Origin of the sequence: Mycolicibacterium aichiense (assembly GCF_010726245.1) — a bacterium.
Classification (GTDB): Bacteria; Actinomycetota; Actinomycetes; order Mycobacteriales; family Mycobacteriaceae; genus Mycobacterium; species Mycobacterium aichiense.
Genome location: NZ_AP022561.1, coordinates 2,109,969 through 2,126,734 on the forward strand (window position 1 = coordinate 2,109,969; position 16,766 = coordinate 2,126,734).

19 protein-coding genes are annotated in these 16,766 nt (G+C 66.8%); 8 read left to right on the forward strand and 11 right to left on the reverse strand.

Going from position 1 to position 16,766, the window contains the following annotated elements:
* The first annotated feature begins 82 nt into the window (after positions 1 to 82).
* On the forward strand, positions 83 to 1,255 hold the full coding sequence (locus tag G6N32_RS10190; protein ID WP_115319502.1) for an acyl-CoA dehydrogenase family protein: 1,173 nt from the start codon (positions 83 to 85) through the stop codon (positions 1,253 to 1,255).
* Positions 1,256 to 1,476: 221 nt separating this feature from the next.
* Complete coding sequence (locus tag G6N32_RS10195) at positions 1,477 to 3,606, forward strand: LGFP repeat-containing protein (protein WP_115319503.1); 2,130 nt, start codon at positions 1,477 to 1,479, stop codon at positions 3,604 to 3,606.
* Positions 3,607 to 3,624: 18 nt separating this feature from the next.
* Here G6N32_RS10195 and lexA read toward each other — a convergent pair whose 3' ends face one another.
* Positions 3,625 to 4,284: a transcriptional repressor LexA gene (gene lexA / locus G6N32_RS10200; protein WP_115319504.1), complete on the reverse strand. Its 660-nt coding sequence runs from the start codon at positions 4,282 to 4,284 to the stop codon at positions 3,625 to 3,627.
* A 213-nt stretch (positions 4,285 to 4,497) separates the two neighbouring features.
* Here lexA and G6N32_RS10205 point away from each other — a divergent pair, with 213 nt between their 5' ends.
* On the forward strand, positions 4,498 to 4,980 hold the full coding sequence (locus G6N32_RS10205; RefSeq protein WP_115319505.1) for a LysM peptidoglycan-binding domain-containing protein: 483 nt from the start codon (positions 4,498 to 4,500) through the stop codon (positions 4,978 to 4,980).
* Between the two features lie 89 nt (positions 4,981 to 5,069).
* On the forward strand, positions 5,070 to 5,534 hold the full coding sequence (gene nrdR / locus G6N32_RS10210; RefSeq protein ID WP_036338613.1) for a transcriptional regulator NrdR: 465 nt from the start codon (positions 5,070 to 5,072) through the stop codon (positions 5,532 to 5,534).
* A 6-nt stretch (positions 5,535 to 5,540) separates the two neighbouring features.
* Here the strand turns inward: nrdR and G6N32_RS10215 are convergent, their stop codons facing one another.
* Genes G6N32_RS10215 through G6N32_RS10225 form a run of 3 tightly spaced genes read right to left on the reverse strand, consistent with a single transcriptional unit; the run spans position 5,541 to position 8,304 of the window.
* A complete protein-coding gene (locus G6N32_RS10215; protein WP_115319506.1) occupies positions 5,541 to 6,227 on the reverse strand; it encodes a PhzF family protein in 687 nt (228 codons plus the stop codon).
* A gap of 23 nt (positions 6,228 to 6,250) precedes the next feature.
* On the reverse strand, positions 6,251 to 7,297 hold the full coding sequence (locus tag G6N32_RS10220; RefSeq protein ID WP_115319507.1) for an alpha/beta fold hydrolase: 1,047 nt from the start codon (positions 7,295 to 7,297) through the stop codon (positions 6,251 to 6,253).
* Between the two features lie 32 nt (positions 7,298 to 7,329).
* Positions 7,330 to 8,304, reverse strand: a complete 975-nt coding sequence (locus tag G6N32_RS10225) for a proteasome assembly chaperone family protein (RefSeq protein ID WP_115321055.1) — start codon at positions 8,302 to 8,304, stop codon at positions 7,330 to 7,332.
* 187 nt (positions 8,305 to 8,491) lie between these two features.
* Between G6N32_RS10225 and G6N32_RS10230 the strand changes: the two genes are divergently transcribed.
* The gene (locus G6N32_RS10230) at positions 8,492 to 9,277 is read left to right on the forward strand and encodes a trypsin-like serine peptidase (RefSeq protein WP_115319508.1); all 786 of its coding nucleotides are present in this window, start codon (positions 8,492 to 8,494) and stop codon (positions 9,275 to 9,277) included.
* Positions 9,278 to 9,281: 4 nt separating this feature from the next.
* Here G6N32_RS10230 and sthA read toward each other — a convergent pair whose 3' ends face one another.
* Positions 9,282 to 10,694: a Si-specific NAD(P)(+) transhydrogenase gene (gene sthA / locus G6N32_RS10235; RefSeq protein WP_115319509.1), complete on the reverse strand. Its 1,413-nt coding sequence runs from the start codon at positions 10,692 to 10,694 to the stop codon at positions 9,282 to 9,284.
* Positions 10,695 to 10,870: 176 nt separating this feature from the next.
* On the opposite strand from sthA, the gene G6N32_RS10240 reads away from it, so the two are divergent.
* The gene (locus G6N32_RS10240; protein ID WP_115319510.1) at positions 10,871 to 11,929 is read left to right on the forward strand and encodes a DUF4192 domain-containing protein; all 1,059 of its coding nucleotides are present in this window, start codon (positions 10,871 to 10,873) and stop codon (positions 11,927 to 11,929) included.
* A 7-nt stretch (positions 11,930 to 11,936) separates the two neighbouring features.
* Here the strand turns inward: G6N32_RS10240 and G6N32_RS10245 are convergent, their stop codons facing one another.
* The 3 genes from G6N32_RS10245 to G6N32_RS10255 all read right to left on the reverse strand — a co-directional run bounded on the left by G6N32_RS10245 (position 11,937) and on the right by G6N32_RS10255 (position 14,253).
* Complete coding sequence (locus tag G6N32_RS10245; RefSeq protein ID WP_115319511.1) at positions 11,937 to 12,626, reverse strand: iron-dependent transcriptional repressor DtxR; 690 nt, start codon at positions 12,624 to 12,626, stop codon at positions 11,937 to 11,939.
* Between the two features lie 124 nt (positions 12,627 to 12,750).
* The gene (locus G6N32_RS10250) at positions 12,751 to 13,740 is read right to left on the reverse strand and encodes a sigma-70 family RNA polymerase sigma factor (protein WP_264028713.1); all 990 of its coding nucleotides are present in this window, start codon (positions 13,738 to 13,740) and stop codon (positions 12,751 to 12,753) included.
* 117 nt (positions 13,741 to 13,857) lie between these two features.
* Positions 13,858 to 14,253, reverse strand: coding sequence for a DUF3099 domain-containing protein (locus G6N32_RS10255; RefSeq protein ID WP_115319512.1), 396 nt, complete (start codon positions 14,251 to 14,253; stop codon positions 13,858 to 13,860).
* A gap of 77 nt (positions 14,254 to 14,330) precedes the next feature.
* On the opposite strand from G6N32_RS10255, the gene G6N32_RS10260 reads away from it, so the two are divergent.
* Positions 14,331 to 14,570, forward strand: a complete 240-nt coding sequence (locus G6N32_RS10260) for a DUF3039 domain-containing protein (RefSeq protein ID WP_036338588.1) — start codon at positions 14,331 to 14,333, stop codon at positions 14,568 to 14,570.
* Here G6N32_RS10260 and G6N32_RS10265 read toward each other — a convergent pair.
* Positions 14,557 to 15,567, reverse strand: a complete 1,011-nt coding sequence (locus G6N32_RS10265) for a YihY/virulence factor BrkB family protein (protein WP_115319513.1) — start codon at positions 15,565 to 15,567, stop codon at positions 14,557 to 14,559. The two genes, G6N32_RS10260 and G6N32_RS10265, sit on opposite strands and share 14 nt — an antisense overlap.
* 60 nt (positions 15,568 to 15,627) lie before the next feature.
* Positions 15,628 to 15,819 carry a DUF7455 domain-containing protein gene (locus G6N32_RS10270; protein WP_115319514.1) on the reverse strand — a complete coding sequence of 64 codons (192 nt, stop codon included), beginning with the start codon at positions 15,817 to 15,819 and terminating at the stop codon, positions 15,628 to 15,630.
* A 159-nt stretch (positions 15,820 to 15,978) separates the two neighbouring features.
* On the opposite strand from G6N32_RS10270, the gene G6N32_RS10275 reads away from it, so the two are divergent.
* Positions 15,979 to 16,344: a DUF952 domain-containing protein gene (locus tag G6N32_RS10275; RefSeq protein ID WP_115319515.1), complete on the forward strand. Its 366-nt coding sequence runs from the start codon at positions 15,979 to 15,981 to the stop codon at positions 16,342 to 16,344.
* On the opposite strand, the gene G6N32_RS10280 is transcribed toward G6N32_RS10275, so the two are convergent.
* Positions 16,320 to 16,697 carry a RidA family protein gene (locus G6N32_RS10280; protein ID WP_115319516.1) on the reverse strand — a complete coding sequence of 126 codons (378 nt, stop codon included), beginning with the start codon at positions 16,695 to 16,697 and terminating at the stop codon, positions 16,320 to 16,322. The genes G6N32_RS10275 and G6N32_RS10280 overlap by 25 nt on opposite strands.
* Positions 16,698 to 16,766: the final 69 nt, after the last annotated feature.

Sequence of the window (16,766 nt, forward strand, 5' to 3'; positions counted from 1 at the left end):
GCCGCGCAGGCCCACCGTGATGACCAACCATCCGGTTGGTTATCCTCGTCTGCAAACCCACAGCAACGTCCGGAGGGAAGTCATGGCTGTCGAGAAGAACGCAACCGTCAAGTACGAGCGGACCTTGTTCGAGCCCGAGCACGAACTGTTCCGCGAGGCCTACCGGTCGTTCCTCGAGCGGCATGTCGCGCCGTTCCACGACCAGTGGGAGAAGGACAAGATCGTCGATCGCGGCGTCTGGCTGGAGGCCGGCAAGCAGGGCTTCCTCGGAATGGCAGTGCCGGAGGAGTTCGGCGGCGGCGGCAACGCGGACTTCCGCTACAACGTCATCCTGACCGAAGAGACCGCGGCGGCCCGCTACAGCGGGCTCGGGTTCGGCCTGCACAACGATGTCGTCGCCCCGTATCTGCTGGAGTTGACCACCGAGGAGCAGAAGCAGCGCTGGCTGCCCAAGTTCTGCAGCGGCGAGTACATCACCGCGATCGCGATGACCGAGCCCGGCACCGGTAGCGACCTGCAGGGCATCAAGACCCGCGCGGTCAAGCAAGGTGATCACTACGTGCTCAACGGCTCGAAGACGTTCATCACCAACGGCATCAACTCCGATCTGGTGATCGTGGTCGCCCAGACCGACCCCGAGAAGGGCGCCCTGGGCTTCTCGCTGCTGGTCGTCGAGCGCGGGATGGAGGGCTTCGAGCGTGGCCGCCACCTGGACAAGATCGGCCTGGACGCGCAGGACACGGCCGAACTGTCCTTCACCGACGTCAAGGTCCCGGTCGAGAACCTGCTCGGTGAAGAGGGCCAGGGCTTCATCTACTTGATGCAGAACCTGCCGCAGGAGCGCCTGAACATCGCGGTGATGGCCGCTGCTGCCATGGAAAGCGTCCTCGAGCAGACCCTGCAGTACACCAAGGAGCGCAAGGCGTTCGGCAAGCCGATCGGTAGCCAGCAGAACAGCCGCTTCCTGCTGGCCGAGTTGGCCACCGAAGCGACCGCCATCCGCATCATGGTCGACGAGTTCATCCGGCTGCACCTCGACGGCAAGCTGAGCGCCGAGCAGGCCTCGATGGCCAAGTGGTACGCGGCCGAGAAGCAGGTTCATCTCGTCGACCGCTGCCTGCAGTTGCACGGTGGTTACGGCTACATGCGCGAATATCCGGTGGCCAAGGCCTACCTGGATGCGCGTGTGCAGACGATCTACGGCGGTACCACCGAGATCATGAAAGAGATCATCGGCCGCAGCCTGGGCGTCTGACCCCGCAAGCGGGGCTGAACTGCGGGTTTGGTACCCCGTCACTCGGCTGCCGAAGCGGCGGGCGCTTGTCATGCGCCCCGGCTTGTCCTGGGGATTTCGGGTGTTTTCCCCCGTCAACGCGTCGGTTATCTCGTAGAAACGCCGCGTGTCGTGAGGTGCTGAAGCACAGTTGACGCGGAGGATGAGGGGAAGCATCTTGACCGACACTGCGGGGAGAGTGCATGACCAGGCTTGGAAGTCGTCTCAGTAGAGGCGTCGGGCGGATGGCGCTCGTCGTCTTGGCGACGGCTGCGGCCGCGCTGCTGTGGGCGCCCGGGGCGATCGCTAGCCCCGAAACGGACGCGAGCGACGCCATCAATCAGGCGTGGGAGACCGCAGGCGGCGATGGTTCTCCGGTGGGCACCAAGGACGGCGATGTCTATGCCGTCGGCGACGGATTCGCCCAGAACTTCAGCGGCGGCAAGATCTTCTTCACCCCGGCCACCGGGGCCCACCTGCTCTTCGGGGCGGTCCTGGACAAGTACCAGGCGCTCGGCGGGGCGGCCGACAGCGATCTCGGATTCCCCACCATCGACGCGGTCGCGGGTCTGGTGGGGCCGGACAGCCAGGTCAGCACGTTCAGCGCTAGCGACAAGCCGGCGATCTTCTGGACCCCCGCCACCGGCGCATGGGTGGTACGCGGCGCGATCAACGCGGCGTGGGACAAGCTCGGCGGCTCGGCCGGCACGATGGGCGTCCCCACCGAGGACGAGACCTTCAACGGCACGGTGATCAGCCAGAAGTTCACCGGCGGCGAGATCTCCTACGACACGGCCGCGAAGACGTTCACCACCGTCCCGCCCGAGCTCGCAGGCAACCTGGCCGGTGTCGAGGTGCCCAGCGACCCGACGACGGCGATCAACCAGGCCTGGCGTGCGGCCGGGGGCCTTGCGGGACCGCTCGGGGCCCGCCAAGGGGACCAGCAGGTCATCGGCACTGACGGCGCCGCTCAGGACTACGCGGGCGGCAAGATCTTCTACTCGCCGGCCACCGGCGCGCACGCGGTGACGGGCGCGATCCTGGCCAAGTACGAGGCCCAGGGCGGCCCGACCGGCGACCTGGGCCTGCCGACCGGAACCGAAGCCGACGGCGGCGCGCCCAACAGCCGGGTCAGCGCCTTCAGCGCGGCCGACAAACCGGTGATTTTCTGGACGCCCGACAACGGTGCGATCGTGGTGCGCGGCGCGATCAACGCCGCCTGGACCAAGCTGGGCGGGGCCACCGGCAAGCTGGGTGTGCCGACCGGTGAGCAGAGCGTCAACGGCGACACCGTGACGCAGAAGTTCAGCGGCGGCGAGATCTCCTGGAACAAGGCCAGCAACACGTTCACGACCAAACCGCCGGAGCTCGCCGGTTCACTGTCCGGTGTTCAGGTTCCGGCCGCCGGGCCGCAAGCCGGCCCGGCGGGAACAAAGTCCGGCAGCGGTTTCACCTTCCACTGGTGGTGGCTGCTGATCATCGTCCCGGTCCTGTTGCTGCTCGCCGTGATCGGTCTGGGTGTGCTCTGGCTGCAGCGCCGCCGCAGCGGCGCCGACGAGATCGACGACGACTTCGAGGACTCGGACTACGACGACGACGATCACTGGCCCAGTGAGGTCGCCGGCGAGGCCGACGCCGCGGCCGCCTCGCGCTTCTCGACCTATCCCGACGGCGCTGTGCCGGTGGTGGCCGCTGCGCCGGGCTTCGGCTGGGCGCCCGAGGAAGACGACAAGTCGCAGCCCGGGCCTGAGGACGTGTTCGACGGCGATCAGGACTCCATCGACACCACACCGACCCGCATTCCAGCGGAGGCTGCCGAAACCGGCGGGTATGAGGCCGAGGACGCCGACGAGGTACCCGCGGAGCTCGAGTACGCCGAAGTCGAGGAGATCGACCACGACGAATCGAGCGATTCGGGCCGCCATGCGGCGGTGAATCTCGGCGAGTCGCAATCGATGTGGCGACTCGACATGGGGGAGATCGGTACGCCGCGACGCCGCCGCGCCGCCGAACCCGAGGCGGCGCCGGAGCCCGAGCCGGTGCCGGACGAAATCCTCGAGTCCGACGTCGTCGACATCGAGGAAGAAGACTCCACGCAGCCGGCGGAAGTCCTGCAGTCCGATGTGCATTCCGAGGCCGCAGCCAATCGCCCGGCGATCCACCTTCCGCTCTCGGACCCCTATCAGGCGCCCGAAGGCTATGTGGTCAAGGCCAATACGCATTCAGGGCTGTACTACACCCCGGATTCGGCGCTCTACGACCACACCGTGCCCGAAGTGTGGTTCGCCAGTGAGGAACTCGCGCAGGCGAACGGATTCCACAAGGCGGAGTGAGGCTTTCGCCCCCGTCCGCTAGACCTTGCGGAGAACGGTCACGACCTTGCCGAGGATCGCGGCGTCGTTACCGGGAATGGGGTCGAACGCCGGGTTGTGCGGCATCAGCCAGACCTGGCCGCTGGTGCGCTTGAACGTCTTGACCGTGGCCTCGCCGTCGATCATCGCAGCGACGATGTCGCCGTTGTCGGCCACGTTCTGCTGACGGACCACGACCCAGTCGCCGTCGCAGATCGCCGCGTCGATCATGGATTCACCGACGACCTTGAGCAGGAACAGCGACCCGTCGCCGACCAGCTCGCGGGGGAGCGGGAACACGTCCTCGACAGCTTCCTCGGCGAGGATCGGGCCGCCAGCGGCGATGCGTCCGAGCACCGGCACGAAAGTCGGCTCGGGCAGCGCGTCCGAACCGGCGACCTCGGTGCGCACCGGGCTCACGGAATCGTCGGCTCCCCGCACGTCCACTGCACGCGGCCGGTTGGCATCGCGGCGCAGATAGCCCTTGCGCTCCAGTGTGCGTAGCTGGTGGGCGACCGAAGAGGTCGATGTGAGCCCGACTGCGTCGCCGATCTCACGGATGCTGGGGGGATAGCCGCGGCTGGTGACTGAGGCGCGGATCACGTCGAGGATGGTTCGCTGCCGCTCGGTCAGCCCGGATGTCTCACTGCGCTCGCTCATGAGGCCGAATCTAGCCGGGCCGGCGGCAAAATTCAAACATTTGTTCGACCGTGTCGCGATTCCGCCGGGTCGGCAGTCGGCGGGGCAGAACTTGTCGGTGGTCGGATTTATTCTTCGAACACGCTCGCTCACATGTTCGGTTTTCGAACGCATGATCGAGTATATTTCGAACACAAGAGCGAACCGGGGCGGCCCTGAAGGAAGGACACGGACGTGACAGTCATCGATGATCGACAGGTTTACATCTCGGCACCGGTGTACCGGCGGGCGGCCGGGGCGCCGGTTGCCCCTGCTCGGCGCCGCCCGGCCGGCGCTCGCGCCCGCGGGCCGCACCCGGCACGGCCGGCGATCACGCCGATGCAGTATCGCGGCACGGGTATTGCGTTCTCCCGGGCGCAGCACGCACGCCGGCCGGTCAGCACCGCGGTCACGATCGCGCTGGCCGGGGTGGCCGCGCTGATCACGCTGTGGCTCGGCATGGTCGGCCACTTCAGCGCCACCCCGGCTGCCACCGAGCAGATGCCGGACCAGCTCGCCGTCGTCCAGGTCCAGGCCGGGGAGACGCTGCAGCAACTGGCCGGACGGGTCGCGCCGGATGCACCCGCCGGACAGGTGGTGCAGCGCATCCGCGATTTGAACAAGCTCGAGTCGGCGTCGCTGGACGCCGGGCAGACGCTGATCGCGCCGATCGGCTGACGACCGTGCTGGCCGCAGCCGCTCCCGCGGACGGCGCGGGTAGGCTCTCAGTGGTTCGGCGTATCGGGCCACTGAGCGAAGGAGCGGTCATGCACTGTCCGTTCTGCCGCAACCCGGACTCCCGCGTTGTCGATTCCCGCGAGACCGATGAGGGCCAGGCAATCCGGCGTCGCCGCTCCTGTCCGGAGTGCGGCCGGAGGTTCACCACTGTGGAGACCGCGGTGCTGGCGGTCGTGAAGCGCAGCGGCGTCACCGAGCCGTTCAGCCGGGAAAAGGTCGTCAGCGGTGTTCGCCGCGCCTGCCAGGGCCGCGACGTCGATGACGACGCACTGAATCTGCTCGCCCAGCAAGTGGAGGACACGGTGCGTGCCGCCGGCTCGCCCGAGATCCCCAGCCACGAGGTCGGACTCGCCATTCTTGGACCGCTTCGTGAACTCGACGAGGTCGCCTATTTGCGATTCGCGTCGGTGTACCGCTCGTTCAGCTCGGCTGAGGACTTCGAGCGCGAGATCGAGGCGCTGCGCGCCCACCGCTCCGTCGGCACGTCCGGCTGAGGCAGGTCAATCCAGCTGTCGCACACCGTCGCTGACCACTCGGCCGGCGATCAGCACCCACCCCTGCGCGTCCCACGTCGTGAAGATCTGCGATCCCTTGCCCTGGGTGATGGTCAGGTCGCGGCTCAGGTAGTCGGTCAGCCGCGCCGCCGCCGATCCGGTGGCCTCGTCTTCCGGCACGCCGAGGTCTTCAACGAACATCCGCGACCGGACATGCCCGCCGTCGCGATCCGTCCACGCCCATAGGTAGTGCTCCGCGTCGTCGGAGTAGTCGTCCGGATCGGCGGCCAGCAGCTCGTCCGGCGAGTCCAGATCGTGGATGGCGAACTCCGGCGACCACTCCGCCCGGACCCGGATCACCGTGCGGTCGTCGTCGTAGCTGACCCCGACGATGCCGGCGGGAACCTGCAGGGTGTGAATCGGCGTACCGCGATCCCGCAGCCACCAGGCCGCGCCCACGGTGGGATGCCCGGCGAACGGCAATTCGGTGGCCGGAGTGAAGATACGGGCGTGTGCGGTGGTTGCCCCGTCGCTCGGCAGATCTATGAATATTGTTTCGCTGTAACCTAACTCGGTCGCAATGCGCTGGCGATCACCGGCGGGTACGGTCGCCGCGTCCACCACGCCCAGCGGATTGCCGAAGTTGCCACCTTCATCGGTGAATACCCGCAACACAGTTACGTCGACGGTCATCACTCGACTCTACGACGCTGAAGTCAGGTGGCACTGCGCTCGTCGGCGCCGAGAGCGTCGAGCACTGCCACCCGGGTGTCCAGTGACCCGGTGACCAAACGTTCGGAGAGGCCGGTGCGGAGGAGTTCGCGTAGAGCGTCCTGGTCGTATTCGGCAGGGGCGGTCCCGTCGATGAACTTCTCGACGACCTCCACGAAACGATCGGGATCGTCATGGAACGGGAAGTGGCCGGAACGGCCGAAGATCTCCAGCTGGGAGCCTGGCATGGCAGAGTGCGCCATCCGGGCGTGGCTGACCGGGATGACCGCGTCCAAGTCACCCCAAATGAGTTGCACCGGAACGGATTCGGTCAGATAACATCGATCCAGCATGGTGACCACCTGGCCGCGCCAGTCCACCACCGAGCGCAGCGTGCGGGTGAACGCCGACGACGCTGTGGGCTCGGGCAGATCGGCCAGGATGCGCAGCGCGTCCGGGAGGTCGCGACCCAAACCGGTGGAGCCGAAGACGCTGCCCAGCGCACGGCCGGCGAGCTGCAACGCAGGCAGCACCATCGGCAGGCGCAGCAGCGCGAGCGCCTCCCCGCCCAGCGGCAGCGAGGCAGCCCGCAGCGCGATGTTGACCTCTTTGGTCACCCCGCCTGCGCTGACCAGGATCAGCCGCTCCACCAATTGCGGGAATTGGTAAGCGAATTGCATCGCCACGCCGCCGCCGAGCGAATGCCCCACCACGGTCACCTTGTCGAGGTCGAGCACGCTCAGCAGATCGCGCATGCCGTTGGCGTAGGCCGCCACCGAATAGTCGGCTCGTGGTTTGTCGGACTGTCCATGCCCCAGCAGGTCCGGGGCGATGACGGTGAACCGCTGGGCGAGCTTGCTGTGCACCGGATGCCACGTCGTGGAGTTGTCACCGATCCCATGGATCAGCAGAAGCGCCGGACCCGATCCGGCCACCCGGAAGGCCCGCCGGTAGCCGTGAATGGTCCGGAAGTGCAGAGTGGGCGTCACATCTCGCACCGGCTGCAGATTGGGCTTCCGCTGAGACTTCTGCTGTGTTTTCTGCTGAGTCACTGGCCAACCCTGTCATCGGTGCGGTGGACTCGCTAGGTCTCGCCGTTGTCGTTGAAACCGTCTTTGAAGTCCTCGGCGTGCTGGGCGAGGAATTTCTCGAACTCCGCGCCCAATTCGTCGCCGCTGGGGAGTTCTTCGTCGCGTGCCAGCAGCGACCGGTTCTCTTGAGCGGCAACGAAAGCATCGTACTGTCGCTCCAGCGCGGTCACCACTTGAGCGACCTCCGGCGAGGCTTCGACCTGCTCGTCGATCTTGGTGCGGATGGCCGCGCCGGCATCGGTGAGCCCCCGCAACGGCACCTGCAGCGAAGTCAGCTTGGCGACCTGCTCGAGCAGCGCCTCGGCGGCGGGCGGAAAATCCGTCTGGGCCAGGTAATGGGGCACATGCACGGTGAAGCCGATGACCTCGTGGCCGTGCTGGGCCATCCGGTACTCCAACAGGTTGGACACGCTGCCGGGGACCTGCACCTCGCCGACCCACGGGGTGAACTCGGTGATCAGCTCGCGGTTGTTCGAGTGCGCGGTCATCGTCACCGGACGGGTGTGCGGCACGGCCATCGGGATGGTGCCCAGCCCGATGATCTGGCGCACCCCGAGCTGCTCGGCCAGCAGCCGCACAGCGGTGACGAACCGTTCCCACTTCAGGTCGGGCTCCAGCCCGGCGAGCAGCAGGAACGGTGTGCCGAGGCTGTCGCGCAGGGCGTACAGATTCAGCGCAGGATCTTCGTAGTCGGTGAAGTGGTCGGTCTTGAACGTCATCAGCGGGCGGCGGGAGCGGTAATCCAGCAGTTCGTCGATCGCGAACGAGGCCACCAGCTCCGTGTCCAGCTTGGCTCTGAGGTGGTCGGCAGCCAGACGGATGGCGCGGCCGGCGTCGGAGAAGCCTTCGAGGGCGTGGATCATCACCGGGCCACGCCCGTCGGGTGCGGACAGTTGCGGCGCCGGAAACTCCAGTTCGTACATCCCGGTCTGCTCGGGTTGGTAGGCCTGTCCCTGCTCGTCAGTCATCGTCTCCGCCTCCTCGCGGTGCCCGGGCACGTCGTCGTCCCCTTGTACCGTGACAACCAGTGTCTCTCAGAATCGGGTGAGCGCTGACCATAGCGCCTGTGTTGGACAACGCCGGTGATGTGCCCGTCGTTCCCAGGGCCGGCCGTTCAGCCGGGTCGAAAGCGTGCAGATCGGGCATGATCGAGCCATGCGGATGGTCGCGTCGGCCCTGAACGTGGTGGTGGCCACTGTTCTGGTGTCCGGGTGCCATTCCACCGCGGAGCCGCGGGCCAAGGCCGCCGAGGAGCCCATTCCAGCGGCGGTACCAACCGCCAATGCCCAGCCGGTGGCGGCCCGGCCCGCCGTGGGAGCGCTGTTCCTCGGCGCCACGGACACCCACACCTGCACCGCCTCGGTGGTTCATTCGGCAGGCCAGGATCTGATCCTGACCGCCGCGCACTGCCTGGCGGCGGGCCTGCCCGCCACATTCGTTCCCGGATTCAACGAGAGCGCCGCTCCCGGTGACATCTGGACCGTTGACACCGTCTACCTCGATCCCCGCTGGCTGAGCATCCAGGACCCGAAAGCGGACTATGCGTTCGCGCGGGTCAGCCGCGCTGCCGGCGGCACCGTCGAATCCGTTGCGGGTCGGGCGCTGACCCTCGGTGCGGCACCCGCGCAGTCCGCTCCGGTGACGGTGATCGGGTACCCGATGGGCGACGGCGGACCCCCGCTGGGCTGCGACACGGTCGCCCGCATCGAGGACGGCTATCCCGCGTTGCGCTGCAACGGCCTGGTCGACGGCACCAGCGGCGGCCCGTGGATCGCCGGCGCGACGGTGGTCGGCGTGATCGGCGGTCGCAACGGCGGCGGCTGCCAGGACGACATCTCGTACTCGGCGCCGTTCGACGGCGCGACGGCAGCGCTGCTGGCGCGCGCCGAAGCGGGGGGACCGGGCGACGACGCGCCGGCGTCCTTCGACAGCGAGTGCTGAGCGCCTAGCGGCGGAACTGGTTCAGCGCGCGCAGCTTGTTCATCACGTCGAGCGCGGCCACCTTGTAGGCCTCTGAGAACGTCGGATAGTTGAAGACGGCGTCGACCAGGTACTCGATGGTGCCGCCGCAGCCCATGACGGCCTGGCCGATGTGCACCAATTCTGTTGCCGCGGTGCCGAAGATGTGGACGCCGAGAACCCTCAGGTCTTCGGTCGACACCAGCAGTTTGAGCATGCCGTAGGAGTCGCCGGCGATCTGGCCGCGGGCCAGTTCGCGGTAGCGGGACACCCCGACCTCGTACGGGACCGCCGCCTTGGTGAGGTCCACTTCGGTGGCGCCGACGTAGGACACCTCGGGGATCGAGTAGATGCCGATCGGCTGCAGCACGGTCATGCCCGCGGTGGGCTCGCCGAACGCGTGGTAGGCCGCCAGCCGGCCCTGTTCCATGGAGGTGGCTGCCAGGGCGGGGAAGCCGATCACATCGCCGACGGCGTAGATGTGATCGACCTTGGACTGAAATGTCTTCTCGTCGACGAAGATCCGGCCGCGGTTGTCGGCTTCCAGGCCGGCGTTGGCCAGGTCCAGGTGGTCGGTCTGGCCCTGCCGTCCGGCCGAGTACATGACGGTTTCGGCGGGGATCTGCTTGCCGCTGGCCAACGTCGTGACGGTGCCTGCCGAGCCGACGTCGACGGCGGTCACCTCCTCGCCGAACCGGAACGTCACCGCCAGGTCGCGCAGGTGGAAACGCAGGGCTTCGACGATCTCGGGGTCGCAGAAGTCGAGCATCGTGTCGCGTTTCTCGACGACGGTGACCTTGGTGCCCAGTGCGGCGAACATCGAGGCGTACTCGATGCCGATCACGCCGGCGCCCACCACCACCATCGAGCCCGGGATGGTCTTCAAGTCGAGGATGCCGTCGGAGTCCAGCACCCGGTTCTCGTCGAACTCGACGCCGGCAGGCCGTGCCGGCTTGGTGCCCGTGGCGATGATGATGTATCGGCCGCTGACGGTGATGTGCTCGGCGCGGGTGGGGTCCTCGACCTCGACGGTGTGCTCGTCGATGAACCGGCCATGCCCCACGTACAGCTCGATGCCGTTGCGCATCAACTGGTTTCGCACCACGTCGACCTCTTTGCGGATCACGTGTTCGGTGCGGGCCAGCAGGTCGGCGGGGGTGATCTTGTCCTTGACCCGGTAGCTGGCGCCATACAGTTCGCGCTGGCTCATACCGGTCAGGTAGAGCACGGCCTCGCGCAGCGTCTTCGACGGGATCGTGCCGGTCTGAACGCAGACACCGCCGAGCATCTGGCCGCGTTCGATGACGGCCACCGACTTGCCCAGCTTGGCTGCCGCGATGGCCGCTTTCTGACCGCCGGGCCCCGAGCCGATGACGACGAGGTCGTATTCCACACTCATGAGGACAAGGTGTACGCCGGTTTACCGAATCTCGCATGCCGACCGTGTCAATACGACATGAACAATCGTGGCTCGGCTTCTCGGCGTCCATCCCCAGTTCCGACTTCATCCCCAGCCGCGTGCTCGTCGCCGTCCGGCGGGCTGGTTTGGTCGGCGCAGGTTGCGACTGTCGGGCCATGACCACACACGAACCTGACTATCGCTTCACCCGTCCCGGCGCGCTGATCGCCGCGCTGCCCGCTGTTCTCGGCTTCGTCCCGGAGAAGTCACTGGTGCTGGTGTCCCTGGAGGACCGGGAAATGGGAGCCGTCATGCGCGTCGACCTGTCCAAGGCGATGGACGGAGACTTGACTCACCTGGCAGATGTCGCGGCCGCATCAGGCGCGGACACCGTGGTGGCCGTGATCGTCGACGCCGACGGCGCCGCGTGCCCGATGTGCAACCAGGACTACCGCGATATGTGTGACGAGCTGAACGCGGCGCTATCCGCCCACGACATGACCGTCTACGCCACGCACGTCGTCGACCGGATCGAGGCCGGCGGGCGGTGGCACTGTGTCGACGGGTGCGGCGCGTTCGGCGCGGTGGAGGATCCGATGGCCTCCCCGCTCGCAGCGGCCGCGGTGCTCGAGGGGCGACGGCTGTATCCACGCCGGTCCGATCTGCAGGCGGTGGTGGCGGTTGCCGATGCCGGCCGCGCTGCGTCGCTGGTGCCGGCGATCGCCGCTCACGCGCAGGCGCGCGAGGCCGACTGGCGCGCCGATCCGGACGGGTGCGGTCGTCGCGATGTCGAGGCGGCCATGGCCATCGCCGCCAGGGTGAGTGACGGTACGGAACTCGAGGACGCCGAGCTTGCGATGCTCGCGTGCGCGCTCACCGATGTCGCGGTCCGCGACACGCTGTACGCGCTGGCGGTCGGCGCCGAGGCCGGCGACGCGGAGGCACTGTGGACGGTGCTGGCGCGGACTCTTCCGGATCCATGGCGAACCGAAGCGCTTGTGCTGCTGTCCTTTTCGGCCTACGCGCGTGGCGACGGGCCGCTGGCCGGGCTGTCGCTGGAGGCGGCGCTGCGCAGCGATCCCGAGCACCGGATGGCGAGCATGCTCGACAGGGCGCTGCAGTCCGGCATGCGGCCCGAGCAGATCCGCGAGCTGGCCGGCACCGGGTACCGGCTGGCCAAACGGCTGGGGGTGCGGCTTCCGCCGCGGCGAACGTTCGGCCGCCGTGCGGTGTGAGCCGGACTCAGACCTTCTCGACCTTGACCGCGTGGGCCATCTCGTGGGGCAGGTGCACGTTCTCGTGGCCACCGATCAGGATCGTCACACCGCCGTGCGGGCCGTTCTCCACCTGCACGCGGGCATTGGGTACGACACCGGCCCCCTTGAGCTGCCCGATCAGCTCGACGTCACCCTGGACATGCTCGGAGAGCTGGCGGACCACCACGGCGACGGGGGAGCCTGCCGGCAGTTCGGTCAGGCGCACCAGGTTGGCGTCCTCGAACTTGCTCATGTCCAGGCCCAGCAGCGACAGGCCGGGGATCGGATTGCCGAACGGGGACACCGTCGGGTCATCGAGAACTTGCACCAGCCGGCGCTCGACGTCCTCGCTCATCACGTGTTCCCAGCGGCAGGCCTCGGCGTGCACCTCTTCCCACGGCAACCCGATCACGTCCACCAGGAGGCGCTCGGCGAGGCGGTGCTTGCGCATCACCGAGATGGCCAATTCACGTCCCTTCTCGGTCAGTTCAAGGTGCCGGTCGCCTGCCACATGCAGCAGGCCGTCACGTTCCATGCGGGCCACGGTCTGGCTGACCGTCGGGCCACTCTGCTCGAGCCGCTCGGCAATGCGTGCGCGCAGGGGGATCACGCCCTCCTCTTCGAGGTCGTAGATCGTACGCAGATACATCTCAGTGGTATCGACCAGATCGTTCATTAAGGACACCCTTCGTCTGCCCCGAGTCTACTTGGCTAGCTGCGTAAATGGACGTGCAACACCTTCGCCCACAGCAGTGTGCCCGCCGGCTTCGCCGACGGGCACACTGGAGGGGGTTGCTTGATCAGCTGGCGTACGACCGCAGGCGGTCGGCCCGGTCGCCGTTGCGCAGCTTCGACATGACCTCACGCTCGATCTGGCGGACCCGTTCGCGGGACAGGCCGAACAGCTTGCCGATCTGGTCGAGGGTGCGGGGCTGGCCGTCGTCGAGGCCGAACCGCAGCCGGATAACCTGCTGTTCGCGCTCGTCCAGGGTGGCCAGCACGTGGCGGATGTCGGTGTGCAGCAATTCGGCAATCACCGCGTTCTCGGCGGACATGGCCTCGGAGTCCTCGATGAAGTCGCCGAGCGGGGCCTCTTCGTCGCTGCCGACCGGCATGTCGAGGCTCACCGGGTCGCGGCTGTGCTCGAGCAGATCGTTGATCTTTTCGACCGGGATACCCGACTCCTCGGCCAGCTCCTCGTCGCTGGCTTCCCGGCCCAGGCTCTGGTGCATTTCGCGCTTGATCCGGGCGAGCTTGTTCACCTGCTCCACGAGGTGGACGGGCAGCCGGATGGTGCGGCTCTGGTCGGCCATGCCGCGGGTGATTGCCTGACGGATCCACCACGTGGCATACGTCGAGAACTTGAAACCCTTGGTGTAGTCGAACTTCTCCATCGCGCGGATCAGACCCAGGTTGCCTTCCTGGATGAGGTCCAGCAGCGGCATGCCGCGACCGGTGTAGCGCTTGGCCAGCGACACCACCAGGCGCAGATTGGCCTCGAGCAGGTGGCTGCGGGCAGCCTGCCCGTCGCGCACGATGATGGCGAGATCACGCTTACGGTTCTCGCTGAGTCTCTTCTTGGTCTCCAGCAGGTGCTGGGCGAACAGCCCCGCCTCGATCCGCTTGGCCAGCTCCACCTCGTCCTCAGCAGTGAGTAGGGCGGTTTTGCCGATGCCGTTCAGATAGACGCGCACCAGGTCGGCGGCTGGACTCTGGGCGTCCAGATCGCTATCAAATCGGCTGGTGGTGGCATTTGCCATGGTGGCCTCCTGATCGGCTGCAACTGTCACAGCGTTTAACGTGCGATCCGAGCAAAGAGTTCCCGCAAGGGCGTCGGTTCACACCCTCTGACGTGCGGGAATAGTGAGGAGCCCTGAGAATGTCCTGAGAAACGCCCGCGACGGCGGTCAGTGGGAACCGCGGTCGCGACCACCGGCCGCATGCGGTTGCGCAGCCGAGATGCCGGCATCGAGTGCGCGATGCTCGGCCCGCGGGAACAGCGGGGTCCGCTGCGGGCTGTCGTTGAAGCGGCGGGGCTCCTCCGCGCGCCGGGGCGGGCGGTCATTGGCGATCAGGACGGCCATCCACGGCAGCGGCAATGACACCGCGATGATCGCCAGTGAGATCAGGCCGTTGTGCCACAACCCATATGCGGCGGCCGCCAGGATCAGCGCCGGAATCCGAAAAGACATGATCGCCAGGTACTTCCGCACGCGCTGACGGTGCTGCTCTTCGTACGGCGTCGCCGCGGCGGTGATGAGCACGGGCCGACCTTCGTCGTCGAATCCCAGCTCACGCTTCATAGCTCTACTGTTCCACAATTTGTGATCGATATGCATGCCGGTTTCTTACGGCTGTCTTACCGGGCACAATGTCTCCTATGCAGACCCAGACGATCGAGCGCACCGACGCCGACGAACGCGTCGACGACGGGACCGACGACGATGCCCCCAAGGTCTTCCATTACGTCAAGAAGGACAAGATCGCCGAGAGTGCTGTGATGGGCACTCACGTCGTCGCGCTCTGCGGCGAGGTGTTCCCGGTGACCCGCGCGGCCAAGCCCGGCTCGCCGGTCTGCCCGGACTGCAAGCGGGTCTACGAGAACCTCAAGAAGGGCTGACCGGGGCGGCTTCGGCCGCGCGGCCGGGCGCAGGCTGTGGGTCTTCGTCGTCGGCGGCGTCGTCAATATCGCCGTTGTCGCCCATCGACTTGGCCTTGCGCCGCAACCACGTTCGTATCTGCTCGGCGTGGGGTGTGGGAGCGGGGAACTCCTCTTCGATGGCGGCGTTGAGTTCGGCGCCGATCATGATGGCGAAGCCGAGGAAGAACGCGAACAGCAGGAACGCGATCGGGGTCGCCAGGGCGCCATATGTGTAGCCGGTGCTGGTGATCCAGGTGAGATAGAACCGCAGGCCCATCGCCGCGACCACGAACACCGCGGCCGCCAGGATCGCCCCCCACAGCAGGCGGTGGGTGGGCAACGGCTTGGGCAGCGACACCCGGTAGAGGATCGTCACCGCCAGCACCAGGGTCACCGCCAACGCGGGGTAGTAGCCGTAATGCAGAACGTTGTCCCAGCTGTCGGGAAGATACGACGAGATCTTTCGGGGTCCGAGTGCCACGAATGGCGCGCTGGCGATGACGAACACCAGCATCACCACGTAGAGCCCGAGCGCGAAGAACCGTTGCCGAACCGGATGTCGCAGCGGTGTCTGGTCGTGGGCTTCCACCACGGAGTCGACGAACGCCGAGATGGCTGACGAGCCGGCCCACAGGCTGATGACGAAACCGAACGACACCACTTCACCGCGCGCGCCCGCCACGATGTCGCGGACTGTCGGCTGGATGATCTCGTTGACCACATTTTTCGAGAAGAAGCTGTTCGCAAAGTTGATCAGCTGGTTCTCGATGGTCGGCAGGGTGTCCGGCCCGAACATCGGCGCGATATACGCCAGGCTCCCGAGCATGCCGAGCAGCAGCGGAGGCAGTGACAGCACCGACCAGAAACCCGCCTGGGCGGACTCCGCGAAAATCGAGTCGTCCCAGCTTTTGGACAACGTGCGCTTCGAGATCCGCCATACGTGGTGACGAGACGGCTTGGCCGATTGGTCAGTCATGACCAGTCCAGCATTCCTGACGACAGCGATCCTGCCCAGCGACGCGGCCGTGAGTTGCGGTTACGCCTCCGACGGACTGACTTCGATCACCGCGGCCAGCTCGACCAACTTGGCCTGGTGCTCGTTGGCGTGGTGCTGGCAGAACAGGAGTTCGGCACCGGAAGGAAGCTTGGCGCGCACCCGAGCCGCTGCACCACAGCGGTCGCAGCGATCAGCCTTGGTCAATTCAGGACTGGTCAGGGTCGCGTTCATGGGCTCCTCCGTAAGGTGCTCAGCGCTTCGGTGACTGGTCGCCACCGTCACGTATCTCTACTGTCTCAGACGTTTTGTGTTCCGGCCTTGTTCCCCGGGGGTTTAACGCTGTGTCGTGTCTCACGCCTTCTCGTGTTGCAGGTGGTGCAGTGTGGTCGTATGTACCCGAATCCGGAATTCTTACTCCACCTGTGCGGACAGCGAGACTGGGAAACCGCGCAGGCCGGTGGCGAACTTTGCCCCTCGTCGCTGAGCGAAGTCGGATTCATCCACCTGTCGACGCCGGAACAGGTGCACCTGCCGGCCAACCGGTTGTACTCCGGCCGAACCGATTTGGTACTGCTCCACATCGACCCTCAACAGCTGCTGGCGCCGCTGCGTTGGGAACACGGTGTTCCAACGGATCCCGAGTCGATGCGGTTCCCGCATCTGTACGGCCGATTGCCCACCACGGCCGTGATGAAAGTCACGGCGTATCAACCGGGGCCGGACGGCCGGTTTCAGCCGCTCGAGTCGCCGACGTAGGCGTCGGCCTCGATCTCCACCAGTAGCCCGGGTTCGATCAGCGCGGAAACCTCGACCATGGTGGCGGCCGGGCGGATCGCGCCGAAGAACTCCGCGTGCACCTCGCCGACCGCACGCCAGCTGGAGATGTCGGTGACGTAGATCCGGGTGCGGACCACGTCGGACAACGAGGCGCCGAGATCGTCCAGGGCTGCTGCTATGCGCTGCAACGCATTTCGAGTCTGAGCGACGACGTCGTCACCTGCGCCGGTGGTGCCGGAGACCGCGACGTGCGGGCCGATACGACCCGCCCGGGAGTAGCCGACTTCGGACTCGTAGACCGACTCCGAGGACAGATTGACCCTGCTGAACACCGCGCCAGGGTAAGCAGGTGCGACCTGCTCGCGCAGCTGAATTACGGGTGGCCGAACGGGATTCAGCCT

Bases quoted from the DNA above. Each gene is read 5' to 3' on its own strand.
- G6N32_RS10275 (WP_115319515.1), top strand. From the start codon at position 15,979: ATGTACCCGAATCCGGAATTCTTACTCCACCTGTGCGGACAGCGAGAC.
- sthA (WP_115319509.1), bottom strand. From the start codon at position 10,694: ATGAGTGTGGAATACGACCTCGTCGTCATCGGCTCGGGGCCCGGCGGT.
- G6N32_RS10245 (WP_115319511.1), bottom strand. From the start codon at position 12,626: ATGAACGATCTGGTCGATACCACTGAGATGTATCTGCGTACGATCTAC.
- G6N32_RS10255 (WP_115319512.1), bottom strand. From the start codon at position 14,253: ATGAAGCGTGAGCTGGGATTCGACGACGAAGGTCGGCCCGTGCTCATC.
- G6N32_RS10225 (WP_115321055.1), bottom strand. From the start codon at position 8,304: ATGACTGACGAGCAGGGACAGGCCTACCAACCCGAGCAGACCGGGATG.
- G6N32_RS10190 (WP_115319502.1), top strand. From the start codon at position 83: ATGGCTGTCGAGAAGAACGCAACCGTCAAGTACGAGCGGACCTTGTTC.
- G6N32_RS10230 (WP_115319508.1), top strand. From the start codon at position 8,492: ATGCGGATGGTCGCGTCGGCCCTGAACGTGGTGGTGGCCACTGTTCTG.
- G6N32_RS10265 (WP_115319513.1), bottom strand. From the start codon at position 15,567: ATGACTGACCAATCGGCCAAGCCGTCTCGTCACCACGTATGGCGGATC.
- G6N32_RS10260 (WP_036338588.1), top strand. From the start codon at position 14,331: ATGCAGACCCAGACGATCGAGCGCACCGACGCCGACGAACGCGTCGAC.
- nrdR (WP_036338613.1), top strand. From the start codon at position 5,070: ATGCACTGTCCGTTCTGCCGCAACCCGGACTCCCGCGTTGTCGATTCC.
- G6N32_RS10270 (WP_115319514.1), bottom strand. From the start codon at position 15,819: ATGAACGCGACCCTGACCAGTCCTGAATTGACCAAGGCTGATCGCTGC.
- G6N32_RS10195 (WP_115319503.1), top strand. From the start codon at position 1,477: ATGACCAGGCTTGGAAGTCGTCTCAGTAGAGGCGTCGGGCGGATGGCG.
- lexA (WP_115319504.1), bottom strand. From the start codon at position 4,284: ATGAGCGAGCGCAGTGAGACATCCGGGCTGACCGAGCGGCAGCGAACC.
- G6N32_RS10240 (WP_115319510.1), top strand. From the start codon at position 10,871: ATGACCACACACGAACCTGACTATCGCTTCACCCGTCCCGGCGCGCTG.
- G6N32_RS10215 (WP_115319506.1), bottom strand. From the start codon at position 6,227: ATGACCGTCGACGTAACTGTGTTGCGGGTATTCACCGATGAAGGTGGC.